This is a genomic window from Gordonia neofelifaecis NRRL B-59395 (assembly GCF_000192435.1).
Lineage (GTDB): Bacteria > Actinomycetota > Actinomycetes > Mycobacteriales > Mycobacteriaceae > Gordonia > Gordonia neofelifaecis.
In genome coordinates, this window is the sequence record NZ_AEUD01000010.1 from 141302 (window position 1) to 166401 (window position 25100).

General features: G+C 66.4%; 23 protein-coding genes, 1 tRNA gene and 1 pseudogene. 18 read left to right on the forward strand and 7 right to left on the reverse strand.

Annotated elements, in window-relative coordinates:
• Positions 1–10: 10 nt before the first annotated feature.
• Positions 11–619, reverse strand: a complete 609-nt coding sequence (locus SCNU_RS12615) for a 50S ribosomal protein L25/general stress protein Ctc (RefSeq protein WP_009679771.1) — start codon at positions 617–619, stop codon at positions 11–13.
• A 159-nt stretch (positions 620–778) separates the two neighbouring features.
• Here SCNU_RS12615 and SCNU_RS12620 point away from each other — a divergent pair, with 159 nt between their 5' ends.
• Positions 779–1246, forward strand: coding sequence for a limonene-1,2-epoxide hydrolase family protein (locus SCNU_RS12620; protein ID WP_009679772.1), 468 nt, complete (start codon positions 779–781; stop codon positions 1244–1246).
• A gap of 51 nt (positions 1247–1297) precedes the next feature.
• On the opposite strand, the gene arsC is transcribed toward SCNU_RS12620, so the two are convergent.
• Both arsC and SCNU_RS12630 read right to left on the reverse strand, forming a co-directional pair.
• The gene (gene arsC, locus SCNU_RS12625) at positions 1298–1639 is read right to left on the reverse strand and encodes an arsenate reductase (glutaredoxin) (protein ID WP_009679773.1); all 342 of its coding nucleotides are present in this window, start codon (positions 1637–1639) and stop codon (positions 1298–1300) included.
• A 10-nt stretch (positions 1640–1649) separates the two neighbouring features.
• Positions 1650–2243 (reverse strand): TetR/AcrR family transcriptional regulator, encoded by a 594-nt coding sequence (locus SCNU_RS12630; RefSeq protein WP_009679774.1) that lies wholly within the window; start codon positions 2241–2243, stop codon positions 1650–1652.
• A 153-nt stretch (positions 2244–2396) separates the two neighbouring features.
• On the opposite strand from SCNU_RS12630, the pseudogene SCNU_RS20860 reads away from it, so the two are divergent.
• Both SCNU_RS20860 and SCNU_RS20865 read left to right on the forward strand, forming a co-directional pair.
• A pseudogene (locus SCNU_RS20860) lies at positions 2397–3794 on the forward strand (MFS transporter); the annotation flags it as partial.
• A gap of 30 nt (positions 3795–3824) precedes the next feature.
• The gene (locus SCNU_RS20865) at positions 3825–4670 is read left to right on the forward strand and encodes an MSCRAMM family protein (protein WP_238526441.1); all 846 of its coding nucleotides are present in this window, start codon (positions 3825–3827) and stop codon (positions 4668–4670) included.
• 136 nt (positions 4671–4806) lie between these two features.
• On the opposite strand, the gene SCNU_RS12640 is transcribed toward SCNU_RS20865, so the two are convergent.
• The 3 genes from SCNU_RS12640 to SCNU_RS12650 all read right to left on the reverse strand — a co-directional run bounded on the left by SCNU_RS12640 (position 4807) and on the right by SCNU_RS12650 (position 8809).
• Positions 4807–5784 carry a ribose-phosphate diphosphokinase gene (locus SCNU_RS12640; RefSeq protein WP_009679776.1) on the reverse strand — a complete coding sequence of 326 codons (978 nt, stop codon included), beginning with the start codon at positions 5782–5784 and terminating at the stop codon, positions 4807–4809.
• Positions 5785–5881: 97 nt separating this feature from the next.
• Positions 5882–7375 (reverse strand): bifunctional UDP-N-acetylglucosamine diphosphorylase/glucosamine-1-phosphate N-acetyltransferase GlmU, encoded by a 1494-nt coding sequence (glmU, locus tag SCNU_RS12645; protein WP_009679777.1) that lies wholly within the window; start codon positions 7373–7375, stop codon positions 5882–5884.
• Positions 7376–7585: 210 nt separating this feature from the next.
• Positions 7586–8809, reverse strand: a complete 1224-nt coding sequence (locus SCNU_RS12650) for an oxygenase MpaB family protein (RefSeq protein ID WP_040518345.1) — start codon at positions 8807–8809, stop codon at positions 7586–7588.
• Between the two features lie 140 nt (positions 8810–8949).
• Between SCNU_RS12650 and SCNU_RS12655 the strand changes: the two genes are divergently transcribed.
• The 15 genes from SCNU_RS12655 (at position 8950) to SCNU_RS12725 (ending at position 23261) form a co-directional block, all read left to right on the forward strand.
• Entirely contained in the window at positions 8950–9609 is a 660-nt protein-coding gene (locus SCNU_RS12655) for a TetR/AcrR family transcriptional regulator (RefSeq protein WP_009679779.1), read from the forward strand.
• Between the two features lie 213 nt (positions 9610–9822).
• Positions 9823–10632 (forward strand): MlaE family ABC transporter permease, encoded by an 810-nt coding sequence (locus tag SCNU_RS12660; RefSeq protein ID WP_040518347.1) that lies wholly within the window; start codon positions 9823–9825, stop codon positions 10630–10632.
• Complete coding sequence (locus SCNU_RS12665) at positions 10632–11492, forward strand: MlaE family ABC transporter permease (RefSeq protein ID WP_009679781.1); 861 nt, start codon at positions 10632–10634, stop codon at positions 11490–11492. Before SCNU_RS12660 ends, SCNU_RS12665 begins: the two co-directional genes overlap by 1 nt.
• A gap of 3 nt (positions 11493–11495) precedes the next feature.
• Entirely contained in the window at positions 11496–12800 is a 1305-nt protein-coding gene (locus SCNU_RS12670) for an MCE family protein (protein ID WP_040518348.1), read from the forward strand.
• The gene (locus SCNU_RS12675) at positions 12797–13816 is read left to right on the forward strand and encodes an MlaD family protein (protein ID WP_009679783.1); all 1020 of its coding nucleotides are present in this window, start codon (positions 12797–12799) and stop codon (positions 13814–13816) included. Before SCNU_RS12670 ends, SCNU_RS12675 begins: the two co-directional genes overlap by 4 nt.
• Before the next feature lie 10 nt (positions 13817–13826).
• Entirely contained in the window at positions 13827–14870 is a 1044-nt protein-coding gene (locus SCNU_RS12680) for an MlaD family protein (protein WP_009679784.1), read from the forward strand.
• Positions 14871–16022, forward strand: a complete 1152-nt coding sequence (locus SCNU_RS12685) for an MCE family protein (protein WP_009679785.1) — start codon at positions 14871–14873, stop codon at positions 16020–16022.
• Positions 16019–17191 carry an MCE family protein gene (locus SCNU_RS12690; RefSeq protein WP_009679786.1) on the forward strand — a complete coding sequence of 391 codons (1173 nt, stop codon included), beginning with the start codon at positions 16019–16021 and terminating at the stop codon, positions 17189–17191. Before SCNU_RS12685 ends, SCNU_RS12690 begins: the two co-directional genes overlap by 4 nt.
• On the forward strand, positions 17188–18417 hold the full coding sequence (locus SCNU_RS12695) for an MlaD family protein (RefSeq protein ID WP_009679787.1): 1230 nt from the start codon (positions 17188–17190) through the stop codon (positions 18415–18417). Before SCNU_RS12690 ends, SCNU_RS12695 begins: the two co-directional genes overlap by 4 nt.
• Positions 18407–19048, forward strand: a complete 642-nt coding sequence (locus SCNU_RS12700; protein ID WP_009679788.1) for a hypothetical protein — start codon at positions 18407–18409, stop codon at positions 19046–19048. The genes SCNU_RS12695 and SCNU_RS12700 overlap by 11 nt, the downstream gene beginning before the upstream one ends.
• A gap of 72 nt (positions 19049–19120) precedes the next feature.
• Positions 19121–20086 (forward strand): oxygenase MpaB family protein, encoded by a 966-nt coding sequence (locus SCNU_RS12705; protein ID WP_050792823.1) that lies wholly within the window; start codon positions 19121–19123, stop codon positions 20084–20086.
• 2 nt (positions 20087–20088) lie between these two features.
• Positions 20089–20997 carry an oxygenase MpaB family protein gene (locus SCNU_RS12710; protein ID WP_009679790.1) on the forward strand — a complete coding sequence of 303 codons (909 nt, stop codon included), beginning with the start codon at positions 20089–20091 and terminating at the stop codon, positions 20995–20997.
• Between the two features lie 42 nt (positions 20998–21039).
• Positions 21040–21111, forward strand: a tRNA-Gln gene (locus SCNU_RS12715).
• 85 nt (positions 21112–21196) lie between these two features.
• Positions 21197–21670 carry a helix-turn-helix domain-containing protein gene (locus tag SCNU_RS20045; protein ID WP_009679791.1) on the forward strand — a complete coding sequence of 158 codons (474 nt, stop codon included), beginning with the start codon at positions 21197–21199 and terminating at the stop codon, positions 21668–21670.
• 148 nt (positions 21671–21818) lie between these two features.
• A complete protein-coding gene (locus tag SCNU_RS12725; protein ID WP_009679792.1) occupies positions 21819–23261 on the forward strand; it encodes an MFS transporter in 1443 nt (480 codons plus the stop codon).
• A gap of 11 nt (positions 23262–23272) precedes the next feature.
• Here SCNU_RS12725 and SCNU_RS12730 read toward each other — a convergent pair whose 3' ends face one another.
• Complete coding sequence (locus SCNU_RS12730; RefSeq protein WP_009679793.1) at positions 23273–24352, reverse strand: DUF6670 family protein; 1080 nt, start codon at positions 24350–24352, stop codon at positions 23273–23275.
• Between the last annotated feature and the right edge of the window lie 748 nt (positions 24353–25100).

Consider the following 25100-nt stretch of genomic DNA (forward strand, 5'->3'; position numbering starts at 1 on the left):
CGATGCGGATTTACTCCGCAGCTTCCTCGGCGGCCTCGTCGGCTGCGTCGTCGGTGCCCGCGGTCTCGGCGGCGTTCTTGGCGGCCTCGATGCTCACGATCAGCGCTTCGCCGTCGGTGACCAGCTCGACGCCGGCGGGGAGCAACAGGTCGGCGGCGGTGATGTTGGTGCCTGCGGCCAGGTTGTGAACGTCGACGACGATGTTCTCCGGGATGTGCAGGGCCTCGGCCTCGACCTCGACGACGCTCGCGTCCTGGATGGTGAGCGTGCCGCTGGCGGCGACGCCCTCGATCACGATGCCGACCTCGACGTTGACCTTCTCGCCACGCTTGACGATGAGGAGATCGACGTGCTCGATGTAGTTGCGGATCGGGTGGACGTCGACCTGCTTGGTCAGGGCGAGCTGCTTGTCGCCCGCGATGTCCAGCTCGACGACGGCGTTGACGCCGTTGGCGCGCAGGATGGCGGCGAGCTCGCGGTTCGGGAGCAGCAGGTGCTTGGGGTCGGTGCCGTGGCCGTAGAGGACGGCGGGAACCTGGCCGGCGGCGCGGGCGCGACGGGCCGAGCCCTTGCCCTTCTCTTCGCGGGCGGTGGTGGCGAGCTGCGGGGCGGTAGCCATGCGATTCTCCTCGATAGGGGTGTTTCGTGGTGGCGCCTCAGCGTCGCCGCACACGGTCGAGGAGGGACTGGATCAGTCCGAAGAGCTTCAAACCGCCGCGCCGATAACGGTGCTTTCGCACCCTCGCCGAGACAACAGGCCACAGAATACCATCGGGGCATGACCTCACAGAAACCGACGGATCTGGTCCACGCCTTCTTCGCCGATCTCGCGCAGGGACGGGTCGACGCCGCTCTCGAGCGCGTGGACGACGACATCGTGTACACGAACGTCTCGCTGCCGACCGTGCGGGGTAAGCGGCGCTTCGCCAAGGTGATGTACGGGCTCAACGGGGATCGCGTCGGATTCGACGCGCGGATCCTGGCGATCGCGGCGGACGAGGATGGCGTGGTGCTCACCGAGCGGATCGACGAACTGCGGATCGGCCCGCTCCGCATGCAGTTCTGGGTCTGCGGCCGCAATGAGGTGCGTGAAGGGCGGATCGCCGTCTGGCGCGACTACTTCGACTTCTGGAACTGCACGCGCGCTTTCGTCCGCGGCGTCGCCGCGGTCATCGTCCCATCGCTGCACCGCCCGCTGGCCGACCCGGTGAGCGAGTACGCGATCGATGCGGTGGGGTCTCGCTGACGCCACAGTGCTGCGCGTCGGGGCCGGTCGACCGACCCGGGGCGGCCTCGTCTACAGGATCTCGTCGAGCCTGCCGATCGGCCGGGCCAGCCGGGTGCCCTTCTCGGTGACGACGAACGGACGCTCGACCAGCACCGGGTGCGCGACCATGGCGTCGAGGACTTCGTCGTCGGAGGCGTCGGCGAGATTCAGTTCCTTGTAGAGCTTCTCCCGCTTGCGGGCGGCCTGCGCGGGAGTCAGACCGGCCGCGGTGAACATCTCGGAGAGCTGCTCACGCGTCCAGCCGGTGTCGAGGTACTTCACCACTCGCGGGTCCACACCGCCGTCGCGCAGCTTGGCGAGCGCATTGCGGGAGGTCGTGCAGCGGGGATTGTGATAGATCGTCGCGTCCACGATCCCCAGGCTACTGCGGTCGCGGCGGCTGCGGCCGGAGTCCGTCGGCGATCAGCGCGATCGACGCGCGCGCGTGGTCCGACGACTCGCTGACGAACGCGACGCCGGTGAGGGCGCGCAGGATGTCGACCGGGTCCACGTCCTGCCGAACGGTCTCGGTGCGACGCCCCTCGGCGATGAACTCGGCGAGCGCCGAGACGAGATTGTTGCGCGTCTCGGTCCGGAAGTCGGTGTCCGTCGCGAGCAGCGGCTTGATGGCGTCAGGCACCGCCTTGTTGGTGATGAGCATGTCGACGTACATCGACATCCACACCTGCAGCGCCGCGTGCGGCGACGATTCGCTCTCGAGGATCGCAGCCGTGGTGTCGCACAGGGTGATGATCCGGTGCCGATACACCGCCTCCACCAGGTGCGCGCGAGTGGGGAAACGGCGATAGAGGGTGCCGATGCCGACGGAGGCCTCGGCGGCGATCGTGGTGAGCGGCGCGTCCGGTCCCTCGCGCTCGATCACCGTCGTCGCCGCGGCGAGGATGCGGTTGTAATTCGCCTGCGCGTCCGACCGGAGATGTGCGCACGCGTCGGACGCGGTCGTCGTGGTGTCCATCGCGACGTCTCCTCGGGCAGATCTGTTCGGTGCGATTACGACAATAGCCGCTCCGACTTTGCTATCCGGAGGGTCCTCCGGATAGCGTGGCGTTCTGTTGCAACGCGGATGGGTGTGCCCGTTCGCATTTCTGATTACGTGAGGTTGCTGTAGATGCTTGAACACAAGACGGGGACCGCCGCCCCGGAGAAGGTCCCGGCCACCGGCGCGGTCGTCGCGGTGCTGGCGCTCGCCGGAATCGTCGTCTCGCTGATGCAGACGCTGGTGATCCCGATCATCCCGCATCTGCCCGAGTACCTGAATGCGCCGGCATCGGATACCGCATGGGTGATCACCGCGACGCTGCTCGCGGCCGCGGTCGCCACTCCGGTGATGGGCCGCCTCGGCGACATGTTCGGCAAGCGTCGCATGCTGCTGGTCAGCATCGGGGTGATGGTCGTCGGATCGGTGATCGGCGCGCTCAGTTCGACGGTCACCCTGATGATCGTGGGCCGTGCGCTGCAGGGGCTGGCGTCGGGTGTGATCCCGCTGGGAATCAGCGTGATGCGTGACGTACTGCCCAAGGAGAAGCTGGCCGGTGCGGTGGCGACGATGAGCGCCTCGCTCGGTGTCGGCGGCGCCTTCGGTCTGCCAGTCGCCGCGCTGATCGCCGAGTACGCCGACTGGCACTGGCTCTTCTGGGTCTCGGGCATCATGGGCGTGATCGCCGCGATCGCCGTCGTCATCGTGGTTCCGGAGTCGCCGGAGAAGTCCGGCGGCAGCTTCGACTACCTCGGCGCGGTCACCCTTTCCGGCGGTCTCTTCGCGTTGCTGCTCGGCATCTCCAAGGGCGCCGACTGGGGCTGGTCCGCGGGCAGCACGCTCGGCTGCTTCGCCGTGGCGGTCGTGCTGTTCGCCGCCTGGGTGACCTGGGAGCTCCGCAGCTCCGAGCCGATCGTCGACGTCCGCGTCTCGGTCCGGCCGCAGGTGCTGTTCACGAACATCGCCTCGATCGTCTTCGGCTTCGCGATGTTCGCCGCGAGCATGGTGTTCCCGCAGGTGGTCCAGATGCCGGAGGCCACGGGCTACGGTCTGGGACAGTCGATGCTCGTCGCCGGTCTGGTGATGGCGCCGTTCGGCGTCATGCTCCTCTTGGCCGCGCCGCTGTCGTCGTGGCTGACCAACAACTTCGGCCCCAAGATCACCCTGATGGTCGGTGCCGTGGTGGTCGCCGCGGGCTACCTGCTCGGCGTGTTCGCGCTGCACTCGATCTGGCAGCTGGTCATCGTCGGGGTGATCATCGGCTTCGGCACGGGTCTGGCCTACGGCGCGATGCCCGCACTGATCATGGGCGCGGTGCCGCCGTCTCAGACCGGTGCCGCCAACAGCTTCAACACGCTGATGCGATCGCTCGGAACCTCCTTCGCCAGTGCCCTGGCCGGGGTGATCGTCGCGCAGATGACCATGACGCTCGGCGGGCGTGAGCTGCCCACCGAGGGCGCCTTCCAGCTGATCATGGGATTGGCGGCCGGTGCCGCAGTGGCTGCGCTGGTGTTGGCCTTCTTCATCCCGGGCCGCGCCGACGCCGTGGCCGCGGCGCAGATGGCGGCCGAGGAAGTGGTGCCGACCGACGCACCCGCCGCCGCTGCGGCCGTCGACCGGGCGCAGGCGGCCCCCGTCGCAGAGCCGGCTGTCGTCGGAACCGTCACCTCGCCGTCCGGCGAGCCGATCGCCCACGCGTCGATCACCGTGACCGATGCGCACGGCAGGCAGACCGGCCGCGCATCGGTCGCCGACGACGGGTCGTACGCGCTCGCGGGTCTCGAACCGGGGATGTACACCGTGATCGCGACCGCGGCCGATCGCGCGCCGCGGGCGGTCTCGGTCGCGGTTGTCGACGGAGCGGTACTGCGTCGCGACTTCAGCCTCGAGGGCGGCGCGGTGCTTCGCGGCGTCGTCGGCGACGGCGTGCGAAATCTTCCCGCCAGCGTGGTCGTCACCGATCAGCAGGGCGAAGTGGTGGCCCAGACGAAGGCCGGGGCGGACGGTGTGTTCGTGCTGACCGGGCTGTCCGACGGCGAGACCGTCGCGGTCACGGCGACGGCTCCGGGCTATCAGCCGAGTAGTCGACTGGTGACCGTCGACGGCCGGATGACCGGTCCGGTCGAGTTCGGGCTGACGGCGCACGGCAATGTGCAGGGCTACGTCCGTGCGATCGGTGGCGGACTTCTGGCCGGTGCGACGGTCTCGGCGATCGGGCCGGACCAGACGATCGTCGCAGCCGTGCGCACCGATTCGGACGGCTGGTACCGGATCGAGGGCCTCGACGACGCCCGCTACACACTGGTCGCCAGCATGTACGAGCCGCAGGCCCGGCAGGTCAGCGTTGCGGCGGGGGAGCAGAACAACGTCGACATCGAACTCGGGACGGCTGCCGAGACGCTCTAGCTCGACGCGCCGACGTCAGCAGTGTTCGGTGTGACCACCAGGTGGTCATACCGAACACTGCCGATTCGACGCGTGGCGACGAGAGACGCCGTGCCCCGGAAGACCGGGGCACGGCGTCTCGTGGTTCGGCCGGGCGTCAGGCGTTGCCGTCGAACAGGCTGGTGACCGAGCCGTTCTTGAACACCTCGAGAATCGTCTGCGCGAGCAGCGGTGCGATCGAGAGCACCGTGAGGTTCTCGAAGCGCTTCTCCTCGGGGATCGGCAGGGTGTCGGTCGCGATGACCTCCTTGGCGCCGCAGTTCGCCAGGCGCTCGGCGGCCGGGTCGGAGAACACGCCGTGGGTGGTGGCGATGATGACGTCGCCGGCACCGGCGTCCTTCAGCACCGAGACGGCGCCGGCGATGGTGCCGCCGGTGTCGATCATGTCGTCGATCAGCACGCAGGTCTTGCCCGCGACGTCGCCGACCACACGGTTCGACTTGATCTGGTTCGGCACATCGGGATCACGGGTCTTGTGGACGAAGGCCATGGGGGCGCCGTCGAGGGCATCGGCCCACTTCTCGCCGACCTTCACGCGGCCTGCGTCAGGCGACACGACGCAGATGTTGTCCGTGCCGTACTTGTTGCGGACGTACTCGGCCAGCTGGCCCTGGGCGTGCATGTGGTCGACGGGGCCGTCGAAGAAGCCCTGGATCTGGTCGGTGTGCAGGTCGACCGTCACGATGCGGTCGGCGCCCGCGGTCTTGAAGAGATCGGCGATCAGACGAGCGGAGATGGGCTCGCGTCCGCGGTGCTTCTTGTCCTGGCGCGCGTACGGGTAGAACGGGATGATCGCGGTGATGCGCTTGGCGGAGCCGCGCTTCAGGGCGTCGATCATGATGAGGGTCTCCATGACCCACTGGTTCATCGGGTACGGGCAGCTCTGCAGCACGAAGGCGTCACTGCCGCGGACCGACTCCTCGAAGCGGACGAAGATCTCGCCGTTCGCGAAGTCGCGCGCCGTCTGCGGGGTGATGTGAACGCCCAGCTCTTCCGACACGGCCTGCGCCAGTTCCGGGTGTGCCCGTCCGGCGAACAGCATGAGATTCTTCTGGTTGTCGGTCGTCCAAGTCATGGGTGACTCATTCTCTCCTAGGCGGTCGGCTTCTCTACTGGGAGTCTGTGTCGGCATCGCGCTGTTACCGGCGATTCCTTACTTATTCTGCTCGGCGTCACTTATTCTGCTCGGCGTCGCGGGCGGCCTCGGCGGCAGGGGTGCCCGGCCGTTTGGCCACCACCCAGCCCTCGATGTTGCGCTGCGGTCCGGCGGACACCGCGAGGGCACCGGCCGGGACGTCGTCCCGCAGCACGGTACCGGCACCGGTGTAGACGCCGTCGCCGATGGTGAGCGGCGCGACGAACATGTTGTCGCTGCCGGTGCGGCAGTGCGAGCCGATGACGGTCTTGTGCTTGTTCACACCGTCGTAGTTCACGAAGACGCTCGAGGCACCGATGTTGGTCTTCTCGCCGATCTCGGCGTCGCCGACGTAGGTCAGATGCGGCACCTTGGTGCCCGCGCCGATCTGCGCGTTCTTGGTTTCGACGAAGGTGCCGATCTTGCCGGCCTCGCCGAGCACGGTGCCGGGGCGGAGGAACGCGAACGGACCGACGGTGGCGCCCGCGCCGATCTCCGCGCCCCCTCCGTGCGTGCGGATCACCTGTGCGCCCTCGCCGATCACGACGTCGGTGAGGCTGGTGTCCGGGCCGACGACGGCGTCGTCGGCGACGACGGTCCGGCCGTGCAATTGCGTTCCGGGCTCGATGCGCACGTCCTGGCCCAGCTGCACGTCGACGTCGATCCAGGTGGTGGCGGGGTCGACGACGGTGACGCCCGCGAGCATGTGGCGGCGCACGATCCGCCGGTTCAGCTCGGCGCCGAGGTCGGCCAGCTGCGCGCGGTCGTTGCACCCGGCGACGACGTTCGGATCGGCGACGGTCAGGGCGTGGACCGGCCGGCCGGCGTCGCGTGCGATGCCGACGAGGTCGGTGATGTAGTACTCGCCTTGGACGTTGTCGGTCGAGAGGCTCGCCAGTCCGGTGCGGAGCATGTCCGCGGAGAAGGCGTAGATCCCCGCGTTCACCTCGGTGATCGCCCGCTCGGACTCGGTAGCGTCCTTGTGCTCGGTGATCGCCAGCACGTCCGACGCGGCGATGTCCAGACCGGGGCCGCCGGCACGCACGATGCGTCCGTAGCCCGTCGGGTCGTCGGCGATGAAGCTGGTCAGGGTGACCGCGGCGGCGGCGCCGTTGTCGACGCGCAGATGCTCGGCGACCAGGGCCGACAGCGTCTCACCGTCGAGCAGCGGAGCGTCTGCCACGGTGACGAGCACGGTTCCCGCGAAGTCGTCGGGCAGCCCGGTCATGCCGGCGCGAGCCGCGTCGCCGGTGCCCAGCGGCTGGTCCTGCACGGCGATGGTCACCGGGCGGCCGAGGCCGTCGGCGATCTCATCGATCGCCGCGATGACTCGTTCGCGCTCGTGACTGACGACGGCGACCAGATGGTCGGGGTTCAGTGCGGCGGCGCCGTGGAGCGCGTGGCCCACGAGGCTTCGACCGCCGATCTCGTGCAGGATCTTGGGAGTCTTCGACTTCATCCGGGTACCGGCACCTGCCGCCAGCACTATGACGGCGATTTCTCCGTTCGACTGGGCCGGCTGTCCGGTCATCCGAGTCCCTCCGCATCTACGGTCGCGAGCGTCAGTGTCCCCGTCCGAGCTTTCCATCCCGGGGAGGCACGCGGGGGAAATCCTACGCAGGCGGGACGCTCGGGTGGTATTCGACAGGGCTCACAGTGGCAATGGCAACAGTGAGACCTGCGCAAAACGCCCCGTCGGACGAGGAGGACTCCGCCCGAGCGATCTGCGACGCGGTCCCGCCTATCTGTAGTGCGGGTTGTTCATGGTCGGGATCTGGATCGAGATCGGCATCCGGAGCTCGGACATGTAGAGGAGCACGAACTGACGGAGGAACTCGTCGAAGAGCCAATAGGCCTTCGGCGGCATCCCGACGTCGAGCAGTCCCTCTCGGACCTGGATGTACGGACCCCAAGCCGCCTCGAGCATGGGGGACCACACGGGCTCGCGGGGAATGTGGAGCCAATCGGCGACCTGGTCGCCGAGCATGAATCGCGTGAGGGCGCCGAGGACTCCGCGGCTCAGGAGCGTCAGATCCAGGTTCATGCCGAGATCGAGCAGCATGTCGGCGAGCTTGATGCCCTCCGACGTGGGGCCGATGATCGGATCGAGGACCTGCCGGGCCTGCGATTCGGCCGATGCCCAGTCCGCCGGGATGTACTCGTCGCGAATCCCGAGGAAGTGCGCCGTCAGCTGCCATGAGTGCAGAAAGCCCGCGGACTCCGACTCGTCGACCGGCACGCCCCACTTCTTGAACTGCCGCATGGCACTCGTGGGAAGGCTGTGCCAGGTGACCATCATGTCGGCCTGGCTGATCGGCAGCTTCTCGTCGGCCGAGTGCTGCCAGTACGGAGACTTCGGCAGGATGTGCCGAACACCGGAGTGGGCCAGTCGGGTCTTGATGCACGTCACGATGTGCTCCCCGTCGGGCGCGAAGGCGTTCGCGGTGCCGATGTCGTAGCCGAGTTTGGCGGTCTTGGAGATCCGCTCCTTCATCGCGGCGCCGCCCCACGAGTAGTAGACGGCGCGGGCCTCGTGGGGGATCACGGTGCTGAGCATGCCGCTGACGAACCCGTAGATCACGCCCAGGTAGGTGCCGCGCTTCTCATTGAACCGGGCGGCCGCCGCGAGCTTGCTCCGATCGGTCCAGGCCGGCAGCTTCCGCGCCTTCGTGAGGAAGTCGTGCAGATCGTCGGGAAGGCCGGCGGGCAGTGGCTGCTCGTTGTGGATCCACCCCTTGAGCAGCTTGTTGACGCGCGGGATCTCGCCGCGCTCGGCCAGCGAGGCGACGAGCTCGTCGCACTCGGGATCCCACACCTGATGTGGATCGGTGCCCGCGCCCCGACCGGGTACCGACCGTGCGGGCGACCACGTCCAGGGCGTGGCCTGTGCCGCGGTGGTGAGCGCGCCGGCCGCTCCGAGTGCGGCACCGGCTTTCAGGACTGTGCGACGGTTCATCTCTTGCATCTTCGGCTCCCCGCGATCGATCGTGAAACAAATAGTTCGTATGTGTAACATAGCCTCGTGTCGGATCGCTCGTCTCGAGTTCGAGCGATGCCGTAGCGTGAAGTGGTCGGGGTGTCTGCTGAACGAGGAGTTGAACGCGAGTGGTGACCCCTGTGACGGGCCGGTCGGAGGCGACGTTCTTCGAGCGCGCGATGGAACGCGTGGCGACGAACGACGATTCGGCGCCCGACCCGACTCGGACCAAACTGCTCGACGCCGCCTACGAGCAGTTCTGCGAGTCGGGGATCGCTCGGACCTCGATGGAGGAGGTCGCGCGGCGCGCGGGCACCGCGCGGATCACCATCTACCGCAAGTTCGACACGAAAGACGCGCTGGTCGACGCGGTGATGATCCGCGAGTTCGAGAACTACTTCGTGGAGTTCCTGCAGGTCATGGCGCAGGCCCCGACGCCTGCCGACCGTGTGATCGTCGCGTTCGTGACCTCGTTGCGAACGATCGGCGGCAACCCGCTGATCCGAAAGCTCCTCGAGACCGAGCCTGCATTGGTTCCCGGCTTCGTCGGCGGCGGCGACGGTCGTACGCTCACGGCGGTGCGTGACTTCGTCGCGCACCAGATCCTCCGCGAACAGACGGCGGGGAACATTCCCAAGAGGGTGCGCACCATTCCCGCGGCCGACCTGGTGGTACGGATCGCCGGGTCGTTTCTCACCATCCCGAGCGACCTCATGGACTACGACGACCCCGACGAACTCGCCGGCTTCGCTCGCGAATTCCTTCTGCCGGTGCTCGGGCTGAAGTAGTCGGGCCGATTGCCGGATCAAGGCTGTCGTTTGGTGTCACCAGGAGACACCAAACGACAGCCTTAGTCTTTGAGCCTTCTTTCCGGGTCGGTCCAGCAGTCCGCGGTTGATGCGGTCACCTCTTGCCTCGCGCAAACCTCCATGTTACTTTTCCTTCAACTTTGTAACATCGGGCATCCGAGGGACTCGCTTCCTCCGGGATGAGGGGCGACTATGGCGTTTGAACTACCGCAATCGAAGGGGCCGATGCGCGACCTCGCGGTCGAAGCGGGGCACACGTTGGGGTTCGCGCTGCAGGCGATCGGTTCGCTGTTCGTCGCGATCGCGCGGTTTCGGCTCTCGCTCAGCGAGACCCTCAACCAGACCGTCTTCATCGGTCGGGTCAGCACCGGACCGTCGCTGCTCCTGATGATCCCGGTCGGTGTCTTCATCGCGGTGTCGGTCGGTGAGCTCGCCGGCCGGATCGGCGCCGGCGGCTACTCCGGTGCCGTGGTCGCGTTCATCATCGTCGGGCAGGCCTCGTCGCTGGTCTGTGCGTTGATGATGGCCGGAGTCGCCGGGTCGGCGATCTGCACCGACCTCGGGTCGCGCAAGATCCGCGAAGAGATCGACGCGATGGAAGTGATGGGCGTCAACATCCTCGAGCGCCTGGTCGCGCCGCGGATCGCCGCGGCGATCATCGTCGCGCTCGTCCTCTGCTCGCTGATCACCGTGACGGGCGTCGGGGCATGCTTCCTCTACCACGTCTACGTGCAGCATCTGCCCGCCGGATCGTTCATGGCCACCTTCAGCCAGTACGGCCGGATGTCGGACTTCGTGATGGCACTCGTGAAGTCGTCGATCTTCGCACTCCTGGCCACCATCGTCGCCTGTTTCAAAGGGCTGCATGCCCGCGGCGGCCCCAGCGGGGTGGCCGATGCCGTCAACGAGGCCGTGGTGATCGCGTTCGCGCTCGTCTTCGTGTTCAACACCGTGCTCTCGCAGTTGTATGCGGTCATGGTTCCGGCAGTGGGGTCGTACTGATGGTCTCTGCCGACGTCAGCGCTCGAGTGGAGCGCGGTTACCGCAACCGCATGGACACCGCGGTCAGCGGACTGGTCCGCTTCGGCGAGTACGTGACCTTCGTGGTCCGGGCCGTCCGCGCGGTGCCGTTCACCCTGATCCACTACCGCAAGCACGTGATCCGGCAGATCGCCGAGGTCACCTTCGGCAACAAGTCGCTGCTGTCCGGCGGCGGGACCATCGGCATCGTGCTCGCGATGTCGCTCGCGGCGGCCGCGATGCTCGGCATCGAGACCTATCGCGGTCTGCAGCTGGTGGGCATGACGTCGATGTCCGGGATGCTGGCGGCGATCGCCAACACGCGGGAGCTGGCACCGGTCGTCGTGGCGATCGCACTGGCGGCCAAGGTCGGCACCGGCTTCACCGCCCAGATCGGTGCCATGCGGATCTCCGACGAGATCGCCGCGCTCGACGCGATGGCGATCCGGTCGGTGCCGTTCCTGGCAACCACCCGGATGATCGCGGCGATGGTCTGCGTCCTCCCGATCTACATGGTCGGCCTGCTGGCGAGCTACGTCGCCACGCGGCTGGTGGTGGTCTGGTACCACGGCGAATCGTCGGGCACCTACGACTACTTCTTCCACCTCGCGCTCACGCCGACCGACCTGTTGTACTCCGCGACCAAGGCCGTGGTGTTCGCCGCGATCGTCACGCTCGTCCACTGCTCATACGGCTACTTCGCGAGCGGCGGGCCCGAAGGGGTCGGCCAGGCGGCGGGTCGTGCGCTGCGGACGTCCATCCTCTCGATCGGCGTGTTCGACGTGATCCTCACCTTCGGGCTGTGGGGCCTCGTCCCGCAGATTCCGGGAATGGGGATCTGACCGATGACAGTCATGCTGCCGGGCAGGCCCGTGTCCAAGGCGAAGTACATGATGCGCGGTGCGATCGCCGGTGTACTGATTCTGGCGTTCGCGCTGTGGATGGTGGGCCGGAGCACCGGGGTGCTCGACCACGATCCGCAGGTGTACGCCGAGGTCCCGGTGTCCGCCGGCCTCATCGCGACCGGGGCGCCGGTCCGCTTCCACGGCGTCAAGGTCGGCGAGGTCAGCGAGATCGATCCGGGCACCACGTCGTCACGCGTCGAGATGACCGTCGACGAGGCCGCGCTCGGACAGATACCGCGATCGGTGACGGCCCGCATCCTGCCGCGAACCTTCTTCGGCGACATCTACGTTCAGCTGGTCCCGATCAGCGGATCGACATCGTCGGAGGCGCTGTCCGCGGGCGATCGCATCGCGGTCGACGACGGCCCCGACGCGGTGAACCTGTACGACGTCTTCACCAGGATGTCGCGCCTGATCGCCGAGGTGCAGCCGCAAAAGCTCAACGTCGCACTCGCGGCCGTCAACAAGGCGGTCGGCGGACGGGGTGACGAGATCGGTGTGATGATCGACGACTGGTGGGCGGCGTCGAAGGAGCTGGAGTCCTCCGTCGACCGGTTCATCGAGGCGACTCCGCAGTTCCGCGAGGTGACCGAGAGCCTCGAGCGGGCCACCCCGGACATCATCGAGACGATGGGCTCGGTGGCCGACCTGTCACGCGGGATCGCCGAACATCAGGACTCCCTGGCGGGATTCCTCACGGCTGCTTCGGGATTCGTCTCCAGTATCGGATCGTTCGTTGCCCAGGAACGCACCCAGATCATCACGGTGCTGGATGCGACCGGCAAGATCCTCTCGACCATCGCCGAGAATCCCGCCGGAGTCTCTGAGACGGTCGAGGAGGCGCAGAAGTTCGGTCGCGCAGGCGCAGTGCTGTTCTCGTCCGGCAGATTCGACATCACCACGGTGGCGACCTTCTCGAATCCGATGCCGTACACCGCTGCAGACTGTCCGACCTACGGTTCGCTGCACGGCGCGCAGTGCAACGGGACGGGGGCGGAGACCGGCGTCGGCGCCGTCCACCAGCCGGGGGAGGGGCCGGGCCGGGTGCTGAACCCACCGCGTCGCAACGCTGCCCCGGCGAGCAGCACGTCGTCCGAGATCGTCGGCGGCGCAGGCGAAGTGCAACCTCTGGGACTGATGGAGAAGTCGTTGACCGGTGGACGGACAGCTCCGGCGCAACCCAATGCGGCGACGACTCTGATGCTGGGGCCGATGGTGCGCGGCACGGAGGTGACCGTCCGATGAACACGCTGTCGTACCGCACCATCGTGAAGTCCGCGCTGTTCGTGATCGTCGGGGTAGTCGCCGCCGCGCTGGTCATGAACACCCTGCGCGTCCCCGTCCACGGGCCGAGCGACGAATACATCCTGGTCTTCACCGACGCCGAAGGTCTGGTGGACGGCAACCCGGTGAAGATGTCCGGCGTGCGCATCGGCCGCGTCGACGGAGTCTCGCTCGACCCGCAGGACGACGGCACCGCCCTCGCCCGCGTCCGTGTCCGCGTCGAGTCCGGCCATCCGCTGCCCGAGCACGTGCGTGCGTCCATCCGCTACGGCGACATGCTCGGCGCCCGCTACATCGCGATCGACGACGCCGGACCCGACGGCCCCGAGCGTGACGGCAACACCGTCACCGCGGCGGCGACCACACCGCCGGTGAACCTGACCGCATTGATGAACGGATTCCAGCCGCTGTTCGCCTCGCTGGATCCGCAGCAGGTCAACGAACTCGCGCAGGGCTTCGTCGACACCTTCGCGGGACGGACGAAGTCGGTGAACCTGCTGCTCAGCCAGATCGCGAAGATGGGGTCGAACCTCTCGACCAACAGCGCGGTGTTCGCCCGTCTGGTGGCCAACCTCGACACGCTGATGGGCAACGCCGACCAGCGCAGCGGTCAGCTCAAGGAGTTGTTCGCCGGGCTCGGACAGCTGACCACGGCGATCGTCGGCGATCAGGGCCGGCTGACGTCGCTGTTCGACTCGGGCGATCGGGCGATCGCGTCGCTGGCACAGATGATGACCGTCGCGGGCGACGACTTCGCGCGGTCGATCACCGGCCTGCGGGACGTCACGGGTGCGTGGATCCCGCAGACGGAGAAGTTCGAGACCTTCCTGGCGAAGATGCCGGTGATGGCCGACCGCATCAACCATTCGGGGCGCTACGGCGGCTTCATGTCGCTGTACATGTGCAACTTCACGCTCAAGGCGGGCCCCGCGGAAGTCAACTTGTTCGGATCGTCGCACTCGCAGATGTGCAGATAGGGGGCGATGAATGTTTCTGGTCAGATTGATCGACGTCTTCGTCGGGGTACTCGAATTCATCTTCAAACCCGAACGTCGGGGTTCGGGAGCCTCACCCGCGGTGCTCGGCACCGCCGGAATCGTCGTGCTGGTGGTCCTCATGGTCGCGGCCATCGGCGTACCGCAGCTCACCTATCGGTCGGGCACCTCGCCGTATACCGCGGAACTGCACAATGCCGGCGGTCTCACCAAGTCCGACCCGGTGCTGGTTGCCGGCGTCCCGGCCGGCCGGATCGAATCCATCGCACTCGCCGGTGACCGTGTCCGAGTAGGCTTCCGCCTCGACGACGAGCAGCCGCTCGGCAACCGCACGCGGTCGAACGTCCGGCTCCGTACGGTGCTCGGCAAGCGCTATCTGGAGATCATCCCAGGTGGCACCGGCAGGGTCGGGCCCGACGACACCATCCCACTCTCGAGGACCGGCGACTCGTACACGCTCGACGACGTCTCGGCCGACGTGGTGCACACCTCGACAGACATCGATCCGCAGGTGGTCCGCAGCATGATGACGACGATGCGGTCGCTGATCCCCAATGCGGACCGGCTGACCGCGTCGATGGACGGCGTCAGCGGCGCCGCGCTCGCGGTGAGCGGAACCGGACAGCAGCTCGACCGCCTGCTCGGCATGGCCAAACGACTCGCCGGAATCTCGGCGCAGCAGGCCGACTCGATCTCCACGGCGTTCGGCAACGCACAGGCGATCGCCCAGATGCTCGTCGTGCGCCGCGAGATCCTGTCTCGCCTGGCCGACAACCTGCGACTGATCCTCGGCAAGATGGCCGCGACTTTCCCGCAGATCCCGATGGGGCAGTTGACCACGAACGTCGTGTCCGTCACCGACACGCTCAAGCGGAACGTCGGACAGATCGACGCGATCATGGTGGACCTGCCGCCTGCGATGCGGACCATCACCGACGCCACCGGAAACGGCAACTGGGCCGATGTGAACTCGCCCGCCGCCATCCTGCCCGACAGCCTGCTGTGCGTGCTCGGCGTGATGAAGGGATGCCAGTAGATGACCTTCCGTCAGGTACGTGAAGTCCGCCAGCGAAAGCGATACGGCGGCAAGGTGATCGGAGTCCTGATCGTGGTCGCCGCGTTGGTGGCCGGGCTGTGGTACGCCTTCGTCCGGGAACCGGACGTGCGAACCGTCCACGCCGACTTCGCCTTCGTCAACGGCCTCTACGAAGGCTCCAAAGTGACGGTTCTGGGTGTCCCGGTGGGGCGGGTGGACTCCCTCGAGACCAGGGGCGACCACGTCTCGGTCACCATGACCGTCGACGGCGACGTCGCGCTGCCCGCCGACGTCGGAGCGTTCATGCAGAACCCGTCGGTCATCAGCGAACGGCACCTGGAGCTGTCACCCGCCTACACCGACGGCCCGAAGCTGGCCGACGGTGCCACGATTCCATTGCAGCGCACCCACTCTCCGATCAGCTTCGACCAACTGCTGGGCAGCATGAGCACGCTGACCGACGTGCTCAGCCCTGAGGACACGACGCGCTCGACCGATCTCAGCAGCCTGCTGAACAAGACCGCGACCGCATGGAAGGGCAGTGGGCCGAAGTTCAACAGCGCCATGACCGAACTCGCCTCGGCGAGCAGCGTATTCGGTGCGCGGACCGACGACGTGGAAGGGCTCATCACGAGTCTCGACAAGCTGATGAACTCCTTCCACGCCAAGCAGGTCTCGCTCGACGGACTGGTGCGTTCGATGGGCGTTCTCGCCGACCAATGGCACGACGCGAATCAGGACATCACCACGCCGATCAACGATCTGAAGACGGTCTTCGACCAGATCAACCAGTTCGTGACGGAGCACGGCGACGACGTCGGCATCGTCGCGGCGAACCTGGAGGAACTCGGAGAAGTACTGTCGGCCAATCGATCCGGACTCGCCGAGTTCATGGACCTGGCTCCGCTGATGATGCAGAACCTGTCGAGCACGATCGGACCCGATCGCCGCGGTCGGATCAGGCTCAACGTGTCGACCACGCTCACCCAGTTCAAGACGCTCAAGCCGCTGTGCGACAAGTTCCCGATGCCGATCTGCGTCGGTGCCGGACTGGTCAACCCCATCTCGTTCCCGATCTCCATGTCCGATCCGCTGGGCATCGTCTCCGCCATCAGCGGCGGTGCACTCCCGAACCGAGGGGGACCGCGATGAGCGCCCGGCCGAACCGCCTCCGACGACGCCGTCAGGCGGCGGCGGGCACCGCAGTCGTGCTCTCGATGTCGGTGTCCGGCTGTGCCTACGGACTTCAGGACCTTCCGGTGGGCGGCGGCAACGGCGGCTTCCAGGTGACCGCGGACTTCAAGGTCGCCGACGGCGTGGTGGCCGGAGCCGACGTTCGCACCGGTCAGCAGGTGATCGGCCGCGTCACCGACATCGGTTTGACGGGATCGGGAGCCGAATTGACGCTCAAACTCGAGCCGGACACGGTTTTGCCTGCCAATGTGACTGCGGCGGTGGAGATTCCGTCCGCGCTGGGGACGGCCTTCATTCGGTTGGAGGCGCCGGAGAATCCGGCGGGCCGCCTGACCGACGGCAGCCGGATCGAGGCGGATGAGACATCGGTCGGCCCGCAGGTGGAGGGCACTCTGGCTGCCCTGGGCAATGTCGTCGCCGGCAGTGGTCTCGGTCAGCTCGAATCGATCATGACCAGTCTCAACCGGGCGTTCGCCACCCGCTCGGACAAGGTGGGCGACCTGATCGACACCCTTAACCGGCTGTTGTCGCGGACGTCGCCGTACACCGCAGACTTCAACCGGGCGATGGAGGCGGCGGCGCGCGTGAGCGATGTGTTCGCTGCCGAGCAGGGCAAGGTATCGGAGTTCCTCGAGCAGACACCGAAGGCGGTGTCGGTGCTGTCCGCGCAGCGAGACCGGATCTCGTCGCTGATGGATCAGACCACCGGGCTGGCGAAGAACCTCGATGCCATCACGACGGGCCGCCAGAGCGAACTCGATCAGCTGGTACCCGATGCGGAGAAGCTCGTCGCGGCGCTGTCGTCGTTCAACGGACAGGTCGGCGGGACCCTCACTCAGATGAACGCCTTCATGACGAACTTCTCGAAATCGATTCGCGGAGACTATCTCTCGTTCGACGGCGCCCTCGATGTCCCCGGCAGCATCGACAAGATCCTGACCGGAGGGATGCTCGCGTCGGGCCAGCCGCTTCCGACGCCCGGTGAGCTCGCGGACGTGCTGACCGGTGGGATGAGACCGAAGTCGGCGCGGCGCAAGGATCGCGAGAAGCCCAGTGCCGCACCGAAGTCGAGCACTCCTGCGGAGTCGAGTCCAGCGTCCGAGCCGGCCCGAGGAGGCGCCCGATGAGAGATCGCTTCCCCGCGGGGACCTTCCAGTTCGTGCTGTTCATCGTGGTGGCCGCCGTCGTGATTCCGCTGGGCATCAACTACATCGCCGGTCCCGCCGGATTCGGCTCGAAGCTGCGACTTCACGCGTCGATGCAGGACGCCTTCGGCCTCTCCTCGGGAACGGGAGTCACGTTGCGCGGAGTGAACGTCGGGACGGTCACCTCGTCGACCCTGGCGCCCGGCGCCGAATCCGCGGACGTCGAACTCTCGTTGCGGGGAGACGTGCAGATCCCGAAGGACTCGTACCTGCAGGTGACGATGGGTTCGATGGCGGGCATCCAGACGGTCGACATCATCACCACGGCCTCGGGCGGGCCGTATCTCGGCGACGGAGACCAGATCGCTGCGCCGCCGGACAAGCAACCGATGCAGATGGACGCCATCATCACTCGCGCCGCGCACCTGTTGGAGACTGTGCGTGACGGCTCGGTCGCCACCATCGGGACGGAGCTGTCCGAAGCCTTCGCCGGCGACGGCGAATCGCTCGCGAAGCTGGTCGCCAACGGTTCCGCGATGGCCTCGCTGGTCAGGCGCAACGCACCGCTCCTGAAGGGGCTGCTCGGTGAATGGGTCGACACCCTCGATGCGATGGCCGACAACACCGGCAGTTTCGAATCCGGTATGCGGTCGGCGGCGAGTTTCACCGACCAGCTCGATGCCGCGCAGCCGGTCTTCTTCTACCTGCTCGACCAGTCGCCCGCGTCGCTCACGCGCGCACAGCAGTTGTTCGACGAGTACCGAGGCACGTTCGGCGGCGTGCTCGCGAATCTGGTGACCGTGGAGCCGATCATCGCGAACCGTTCGCCTGCTCTGCGGACCGGACTCAAGACCATTCCGCAGGGGCTGCAGGACCTGCGATCCATCGTGAAGAACAACCGCGCCGACTTCACCCTCATCGCCGCGCAGGGCCCGGTGTGCCTCTTCTACGACGAGCCGCGACGGGCCGTCGGCGACCTGACGCCGTCGCAGCCGAACCTCGCGCGGTACTGCCCACCCGGCAACGGTCACGGACAGCGCGGTGCGGTCAACGCACCTCGTCCCGACGCGCTCGGAACGCAGAACTGGAAGTACCCCGGCGGCGTCGCCGGACCACCCGCCGTCGACGACCCGCTGTTGGTTCCCGACGGCTCCGACCTGCTGCTGATGTGGCGAGACCTCTTGGAAAGGACCCGAAATGGCAAGTGACACCGACGTGATGGAGGTCGGCGCCGACGTCGACCCGGAGCAACTCGACGTCGAGACGGCGGAGGCCGAGACGGCGAGCGGTGCGGCGCCCGAGCGCCCGGTCGCCCGGAAGGTCTCCCCGCTGCGACGGACGGCGACCGTGCGTCGCAGGCCGCCTGCGATCGCAGTGCTCTCGGCGCTGCTCGCCGCGTTCGTCGCCATGACCGTGTTCTTCGGCTACCACTACTTCGCCGACTCGGCAGGCGGCGATTCGGCGACCGGCGACAGGCAGCAGGTGCTCGACGTCGCGAACGACTATGCGACGAAGCTGGCCAGCTTCGACTACCGCGACCTGAACAAGAACCGGGATGCGATCACCGCGATGTCGACGCAGGGGTTCGCGCAGAAGTACGACGAGATGGTGAAGGCCCTGACGGAGATCGTCTCCAACGGTCAGGGCGTCGCCACGGCGAAGGTGGCGAAGTCGGCGGTCGCGTCGATCGACGGAGACAAGGCGACGGCGATTCTGTTCGTCGACCAGAAGGCGACCAACGTCGTCGCCCCGAACGGAAAGGATCAGCCTTACCGCATGGTGCTGACGATGAAGCGCGACGACGGCAAGTGGCTCGTCGACGACGTGCAGACCGTGTGACCCGACCACCTGAGGATTCACCGAGGAGGACTTGACATGACCATCGACTCTCCCACCGAACAGGGACGCGAGATGCCCACTGCTGCGCACCGGGACCAGGACGGAGACTACGACTGGACGAAGTACCACACGAAGTACCTGACGGACCTCGACGTCGCGGTTCCCGAGGTGACCACCGCGCAGACCCGCATCAAGATCTCGACGCGCAAACGCCGGGCGACGAGTGTGCGGAAGCCGCCGGTCGTGCAGGAGGCGCTCGACTTCTGGAGCTTCGCGGGCGCCGCGGCGAACGTCGTGATGCAACTCGGCTGGCCGGAGGTCGGCTACGGCGTGATGGAGAGCAAGGTCGAGACCGGCGCCCTGACCAAGCATCCGTGGAAGCGGGCCCGAACCACCACCCAGTACCTGGCCGTCGCCATTCTCGGATCGCCGGAGGAACAGGAGGCGTTCCGCGAGGCAGTCAACTCGGCGCACCGGCACGTGCGGTCGGATCCCCGCAGCCCGGTGAAGTACAACGCGTTCAACCGTGAGCTGCAACTCTGGGTCGCGGCCTGTCTGTACGTCGGGATCGAGGACTCGCATCAGCTGCTGAGCGGGGTCATGACGGAGGAGGAGGCCGAGACCTTCTACCAGTCGGCGAAGACGCTCGGCACCAGCCTGCAGGTGCCGAACGAGATGTGGCCGCCGACCCGTGTGGAGTTCGATCGATACTGGAACTACGCGTGCCAGCGCGTCGTCATCGACGACACCACGTGCGACTTTCTCAACGACCTCGTCGACCTCAAGATGATCAGTCCGCTGATCCGACTGCCGTTCGTGAACCTGCTGCGGTTCCTCACCATCGGCTTCCTGCCGCCGATGTTCCGGGCGCAGCTCGGACTGGAGTGGACCGAGGACGACCGCAGGCGGTTCGAGCACCTGTTCACGTTCGTCTCGATCGTCAACAAGTTCCTGCCGAAGTCGATCCGGTTCGGCGGATCGCGCTGGCTCATGCGTGACCTGCGACGCCGCATGAAGCACGACAAGGACATGATCTGACAATGGGGCGCAGGTCTCGACCGACGCTGCAGGGCCTGCTCGACGACTCGATCAGCGATCTCCTGTGGCCGCGCGCGGCGCTGATGCAGTTGGCCGATTCGGACGTCGCGCAGACCGAGGTGGACAGCGGTGGATACGGCAACCGGGCAGCGCATCGGTGGTCGGCGACGATGGAGTTCATGCGGATGACTGCCGCGTGCGACGACGAGTCGATGGCGCTGCTGGTCAGGGACGTCAACCGTATTCACGCGACGATCCGGGTGCCGGAGGACGACGAGGGGTGTCCTGCGGCCGGACCCGGCAGACGTCGGCCGGTGTTCGACCCGGCGAATCAACTGTGGGTGGCCGCGACCTGGTGCCACAGCATGATCGAGACCTATCGCCTGCTGGTGGCAGAGATCGACGAGGACGTGCTCGACGTCCTCGTCGCCGACTTCGCGCGGGTCGGAACGCTGCTGCAGATGGACCTCGTCGACTGGCCCGCGGACTACGCCGCACTGCAACGCTGCATTCGTGCGGGGGAGGCGCGGTACCCGATTCCGCTCGCCCGGGCCGCCCCGTGGGATCCGCCGGAGACCGTCCTGCCGGGCGACGTCGGACGGCAGGTGTTCACCACCTACTCGCACCCGAGGCGAGTGGTCCGCCGGATGCCTCGCATCAAACTCTTCACGTGGGGCATGGCGGGGCCGCAGCTTCGCGCCGCCTACGGGATCGATTGGACGGAGCGGCATCAGGAGCGGTTCGAGGCCGAGGTCGCGGCCCGCCGACGGCATGTGATGCTGACGTCTGCCGCCTGGCGCCGACGGGCCGGCCGTAAGCAGCGACGACGCGCCGAGGCACGCCTGCGGAAGCACATGACGATGTCGTACAGCGAGATCCACGCACGCGAGAACAGGGCCCCCGCCTCCTGACGGCACCGAGCGGTGGCTGTGGCAGAATCATCTCCGCAGTAATCCGCCGTGGTGTAATCGGCAACACTCCTGATTTTGGTTCAGGCATTTCAGGTTCGAGTCCTGACGGCGGAGCAGGCGTAGATCGGCCGTCGTACGTTGAGACGGAAGCTCACCGAACGGCGAAACGTGCGCGTTGCGTGAAGGAATACTTCGATTCATGGCACGCGCAATCCTCCCTGAACCCTGGAACTCCGCTCTCGTCGAAGCGGGCTTCGTCGACTCCTATGGTGCTGCGAGTCTTCAACCGCTCGCAGACGAGGTCAGCGTGCATCCCAGCACCCTGTCGAGGGCGATTCGTGGACTCAATGTCCGACCTTCGGGCGCGGTGGTCAAGTCGCTCAGCAACGCCCTCGGGCTCCCGATGTCGACGATCGCCGAATGGATCAGCGCGGCGTACTCGGAGGAGGGGCTGGGCGCGCCCTACCTCGCGCCACGGGGATCGGAGACGCTGACCCAGATTCAACGGAACTCGGTCACCTCCATCATCAACGCCTTCATCGACCAGAACGCTCGCACGCGCCGGCCGTCGATGAACTCGATGGAGGTGGCGATCTTCGCTCGAGAGCTGGGAGTCTCGCGGGGACGGGTCGTCGAGGCGATGGACGTCGTGCAGCAGCAGACGGAGCGATGACCGCCGGCGAGTGTCTCCGACACGATGCAGTTTGCGCGTCGTCCGACAGTGAGGCGGTCGATGTGCCTACGGTTGACGAATGTCGAATGTTCAATCGAAACATCAGACGACGCGCATCTTCCGTGGGGCTGCTGGTCGAGTTGCGGCATTGCGACTCCACACGCTCGCCTCGCTCATCAGACGTAAGCCGCCGCTGACTGAGGAATCGATCACCGTCGTCGACCAGCCGATGCTCAAACGGGCGATCTCGGCCGCAGCGCTCGGCAACATGATGGAGTGGTTCGACTTCGGCGTGTACGGCTATCTGGCCGTGACTCTCGGAAAAGTGTTCTATCCGGAGGCGTCGTCGTCGGCGCAGATCCTCGCGACGTTCGCGACCTTCGCCGCCGCATTCCTGGTTCGACCGCTCGGCGGCTTCTTCTTCGGTCCGCTCGGCGACCGCGTCGGACGGCAGAAGGTCCTCGCGATCACGATGATCATGATGGCGGCCGGAACGTTCGCAGTGGGACTCATTCCGTCGTACGCGTCGATCGGCATCTGGGCGCCGATCCTGCTGCTGTGCGCGCGCATGGTGCAGGGCTTCTCGACGGGTGGGGAGTATGGCGGCGCGACCACCTTCATCGCCGAATACTCGCCGGACCGTCGACGCGGCTTCCTCGGCAGCTGGCTCGATTTCGGCACATTCATCGGCTATTCGCTCGGCTCGCTGCTCGTCACGGTTCTCAACGGTGCGCTCGGCGAGTCGGCGATGGTCGAATGGGGCTGGCGCATCCCGTTCTTCATCGCGGGTCCGATGGGCATCGTCGGCCTGTACCTGCGACTCAAGCTGGAGGACACCCCGGCTTATCGTGCCCAGCTCGATGAGCACGACGCCAAGGTCAAGCAGGCCGAGAGCGCGGGCCGCGAGATCGGCACCATCTTCATCCGGTTCTGGCGGCCGCTGCTCATCTGCATCGGCCTGGTGACGCTCTACAACGTCACGAACTACATGATCACCGCGTATCTGCCGACGTACTTCACCGACGTGATCGGTCGCAGTCAGTTGAGTTCTGACCTGATGGTTCTGCTGTCGATGGTGGTCGTCGTACTCCTGATCGTAGGCATCGGCGCACTGAGCGACCGGGTGGGCCGACGGCCCGTGTTCGCGTTCGGTGCCATCGCACAGATCGTGGTCGCGGTTCCACTCTTCTATCTGCTCGGACTGCAGGGCATCTGGGCGCCGATGCTCGCCTGCGCTGTCTTCGGCGTCATCCTGGCGTGCTTCGCCGCGCCGACCGCGTCGACACTGCCCGCGCTCTTCCCGACGTCGGTCCGGTACGGCGCGCTGTCGATCGGCTTCAACATCGCGGTGTCCGCGTTCGGTGGTACCACTCCGCTGGTGACATCCGCACTGGTCGACGTGACAGACAACAACCTCGTCCCCGGGATCCTGCTCGTGGTGAGCGGGCTGGTCGGGCTGGTCTCGGTGGTCTTCCTGAAAGAGTCGGCTGGGCAGCCGTTGACCGGATCACCGCCGCAGGTCGCCGACGCCGACGAAGCGGCCGCGACCTACGAGGTGGCACGACGAGAGGCCGAAGCTCTCCCGGCGTAAGTCGGTCGGAATCAGCTCCAGACGGACTTCGGCTTGGTCTGGGTATCGACCCACTCGATGTAGCCGGTGCCCGAGATGTCTTGTCCTCGAAGTGAACCCGCGTAGGTGTACGCGCCGACATAGCCGCGTCCGTGTCCGAACCGCCAGGTGCTGTCGGGCACGGCCTCGATGGACAGCAGCGACTCGGCGCCATCGCGGGCGGTCCAGCGGAAGCCGGTCGGGACCCGCATCGCCCGACCCCACTCGTCGACCAACGGATCGTCGTAGCCGAGCACCTCGAACCGGACGTCGTCGAAGACTCGCGTCTCCTCGCCGAGGACGCGGAGGTGAACGAGCAGGCAGGCGTTCCGACCTCGGGCGCTGACGCTGGTCAGCAGCAGTTGCGTCCGCTCGTCGACCTCGATGATCTGATACGTGAAGAAGTCGGCGGGCAACTTCAATCGAGGGGGCAACGCCCTTCTGCTGATCTGCTGGTGGGTGGTCGCCCGCGCGTACTCGAAGGTGCCGAGACCGGAGACCTCGGTGCTGCCGCGGTCGTCGGTGATGGTGCCTTGAAACGGTGCCAGCCGGCTGAGATGGTCGTAGACGGGCGTCTTCACGAAGAACGAGACCTGGTCGGTGATCGACAGTTCGAGGTCGACCGCGAAGTTCGGATAGCGACCGCTGACCCGGGCCGTGTCGCCGTCGACGTCGATGGTCAACTCGTCCGACCAGCGGAGATGCGAACCGTCGGGCGCGAACGTACAGTCCCGGCTCGCGTCGTAGGCCCGGTAGAGATACTGGTCGTCGTGGGCCGTGGAGGTCAGCACCGTGGTCGTATTCCGCACATCGCGCGCGGCCAGCTGGTCGTTGTCGAAGATCTCCACACCGGGCGCACCGATCAGCGTCATCGTGTTCAGATACCGGTACGGGTCCGGGAGTTTGGGAACGAAGACGCCGTAATGAACCATCGACCACCGAGTATTCGCGTTAGGCGTCATCTGCGGCGTTCCGGTGTACGGCACGGTCGACGCGTCGATGCGCGAGTCGACGAGGGGAAGAGCCCCGTCGACGACGAGCCGTGAGAGCGCCGTCGAGATGAACTGTGACATGGGTCGTCGCCTTTCGGTACGAGCTGAGCGTCGACGTCGCAATAAGATGCCGAACGCTTGCAGAATACCTGTAACTCACAGTCACATTCTAGTTGCGAAGGCCGCGCCGACATTGTTCGACAGTCGGTGCCGGCGGCGACATATCGTCACTGTGTCGAATTCGGTTGTCCGAGCAATTCGGGTGATCGACCGGATCGAAGGCGCCCTGCGACGGGCGGGGAAGGTGCGGGAATAGGCGACGCCAGGCTGAATCACGATGCAGTGATTGCCGGACCATCTGGCGTTCACTCTTCTGACCAGGCGATTTGACCATCCGACCGCCGATGCGTAACTTATTCCAGGTCAGAGCGGCCCGGCCGCGAAGACGAAATCCCAACGAACTCACCGCGACGTCGATCGCGGCGGGTGGCGCTGGGGCCGGCCACATCGGCCGGGGGATCGGCGATCAACGGAATTCCACGGAAGACCAGCGATTTGCAGAAGCTCTCGCGGTGGTGTTAGGCTGGTGGGGTTGCTCCGGAGACGGGGTGGCCGCAATATAATTGCAGATGTCTGCTGGAGTTCGGCCTTGGTTTGTTTGGGGTTGGTGCTGGTGGGTGTGTGTTCTTTGAGAACTCGATAGTGTGTTTTGGATTTCCTGTGCCACATTGTTTTTTGTTTTGTGGCATGGAGATTTTTGGACAGATGTGCCGGCCATCCTTGTGGGTGGTTGGTTTTTGGATGAATTTTTTACCATGTCAGTTTTTTG

Excerpts from the sequence above, each read along its gene's own strand:
- SCNU_RS12615 (WP_009679771.1), bottom strand. The coding sequence starts at position 619 with ATGGCTACCGCCCCGCAGCTCGCCACCACCGCCCGCGAAGAGAAGGGC.
- SCNU_RS12620 (WP_009679772.1), top strand. The coding sequence starts at position 779 with ATGACCTCACAGAAACCGACGGATCTGGTCCACGCCTTCTTCGCCGAT.
- SCNU_RS12630 (WP_009679774.1), bottom strand. The coding sequence starts at position 2,243 with ATGGACACCACGACGACCGCGTCCGACGCGTGCGCACATCTCCGGTCG.
- SCNU_RS20865 (WP_238526441.1), top strand. The coding sequence starts at position 3,825 with ATGGCGGCCGAGGAAGTGGTGCCGACCGACGCACCCGCCGCCGCTGCG.
- SCNU_RS12640 (WP_009679776.1), bottom strand. The coding sequence starts at position 5,784 with ATGACTTGGACGACCGACAACCAGAAGAATCTCATGCTGTTCGCCGGA.
- glmU (WP_009679777.1), bottom strand. The coding sequence starts at position 7,375 with ATGACCGGACAGCCGGCCCAGTCGAACGGAGAAATCGCCGTCATAGTG.
- SCNU_RS12650 (WP_040518345.1), bottom strand. The coding sequence starts at position 8,809 with ATGCAAGAGATGAACCGTCGCACAGTCCTGAAAGCCGGTGCCGCACTC.
- SCNU_RS12660 (WP_040518347.1), top strand. The coding sequence starts at position 9,823 with ATGGCGTTTGAACTACCGCAATCGAAGGGGCCGATGCGCGACCTCGCG.
- SCNU_RS12665 (WP_009679781.1), top strand. The coding sequence starts at position 10,632 with ATGGTCTCTGCCGACGTCAGCGCTCGAGTGGAGCGCGGTTACCGCAAC.
- SCNU_RS12670 (WP_040518348.1), top strand. The coding sequence starts at position 11,496 with ATGACAGTCATGCTGCCGGGCAGGCCCGTGTCCAAGGCGAAGTACATG.
- SCNU_RS12675 (WP_009679783.1), top strand. The coding sequence starts at position 12,797 with ATGAACACGCTGTCGTACCGCACCATCGTGAAGTCCGCGCTGTTCGTG.
- SCNU_RS12680 (WP_009679784.1), top strand. The coding sequence starts at position 13,827 with ATGTTTCTGGTCAGATTGATCGACGTCTTCGTCGGGGTACTCGAATTC.
- SCNU_RS12685 (WP_009679785.1), top strand. The coding sequence starts at position 14,871 with ATGACCTTCCGTCAGGTACGTGAAGTCCGCCAGCGAAAGCGATACGGC.
- SCNU_RS12690 (WP_009679786.1), top strand. The coding sequence starts at position 16,019 with ATGAGCGCCCGGCCGAACCGCCTCCGACGACGCCGTCAGGCGGCGGCG.
- SCNU_RS12695 (WP_009679787.1), top strand. The coding sequence starts at position 17,188 with ATGAGAGATCGCTTCCCCGCGGGGACCTTCCAGTTCGTGCTGTTCATC.
- SCNU_RS12700 (WP_009679788.1), top strand. The coding sequence starts at position 18,407 with ATGGCAAGTGACACCGACGTGATGGAGGTCGGCGCCGACGTCGACCCG.
- SCNU_RS12705 (WP_050792823.1), top strand. The coding sequence starts at position 19,121 with ATGCCCACTGCTGCGCACCGGGACCAGGACGGAGACTACGACTGGACG.
- SCNU_RS12710 (WP_009679790.1), top strand. The coding sequence starts at position 20,089 with ATGGGGCGCAGGTCTCGACCGACGCTGCAGGGCCTGCTCGACGACTCG.
- SCNU_RS20045 (WP_009679791.1), top strand. The coding sequence starts at position 21,197 with ATGGCACGCGCAATCCTCCCTGAACCCTGGAACTCCGCTCTCGTCGAA.
- SCNU_RS12730 (WP_009679793.1), bottom strand. The coding sequence starts at position 24,352 with ATGTCACAGTTCATCTCGACGGCGCTCTCACGGCTCGTCGTCGACGGG.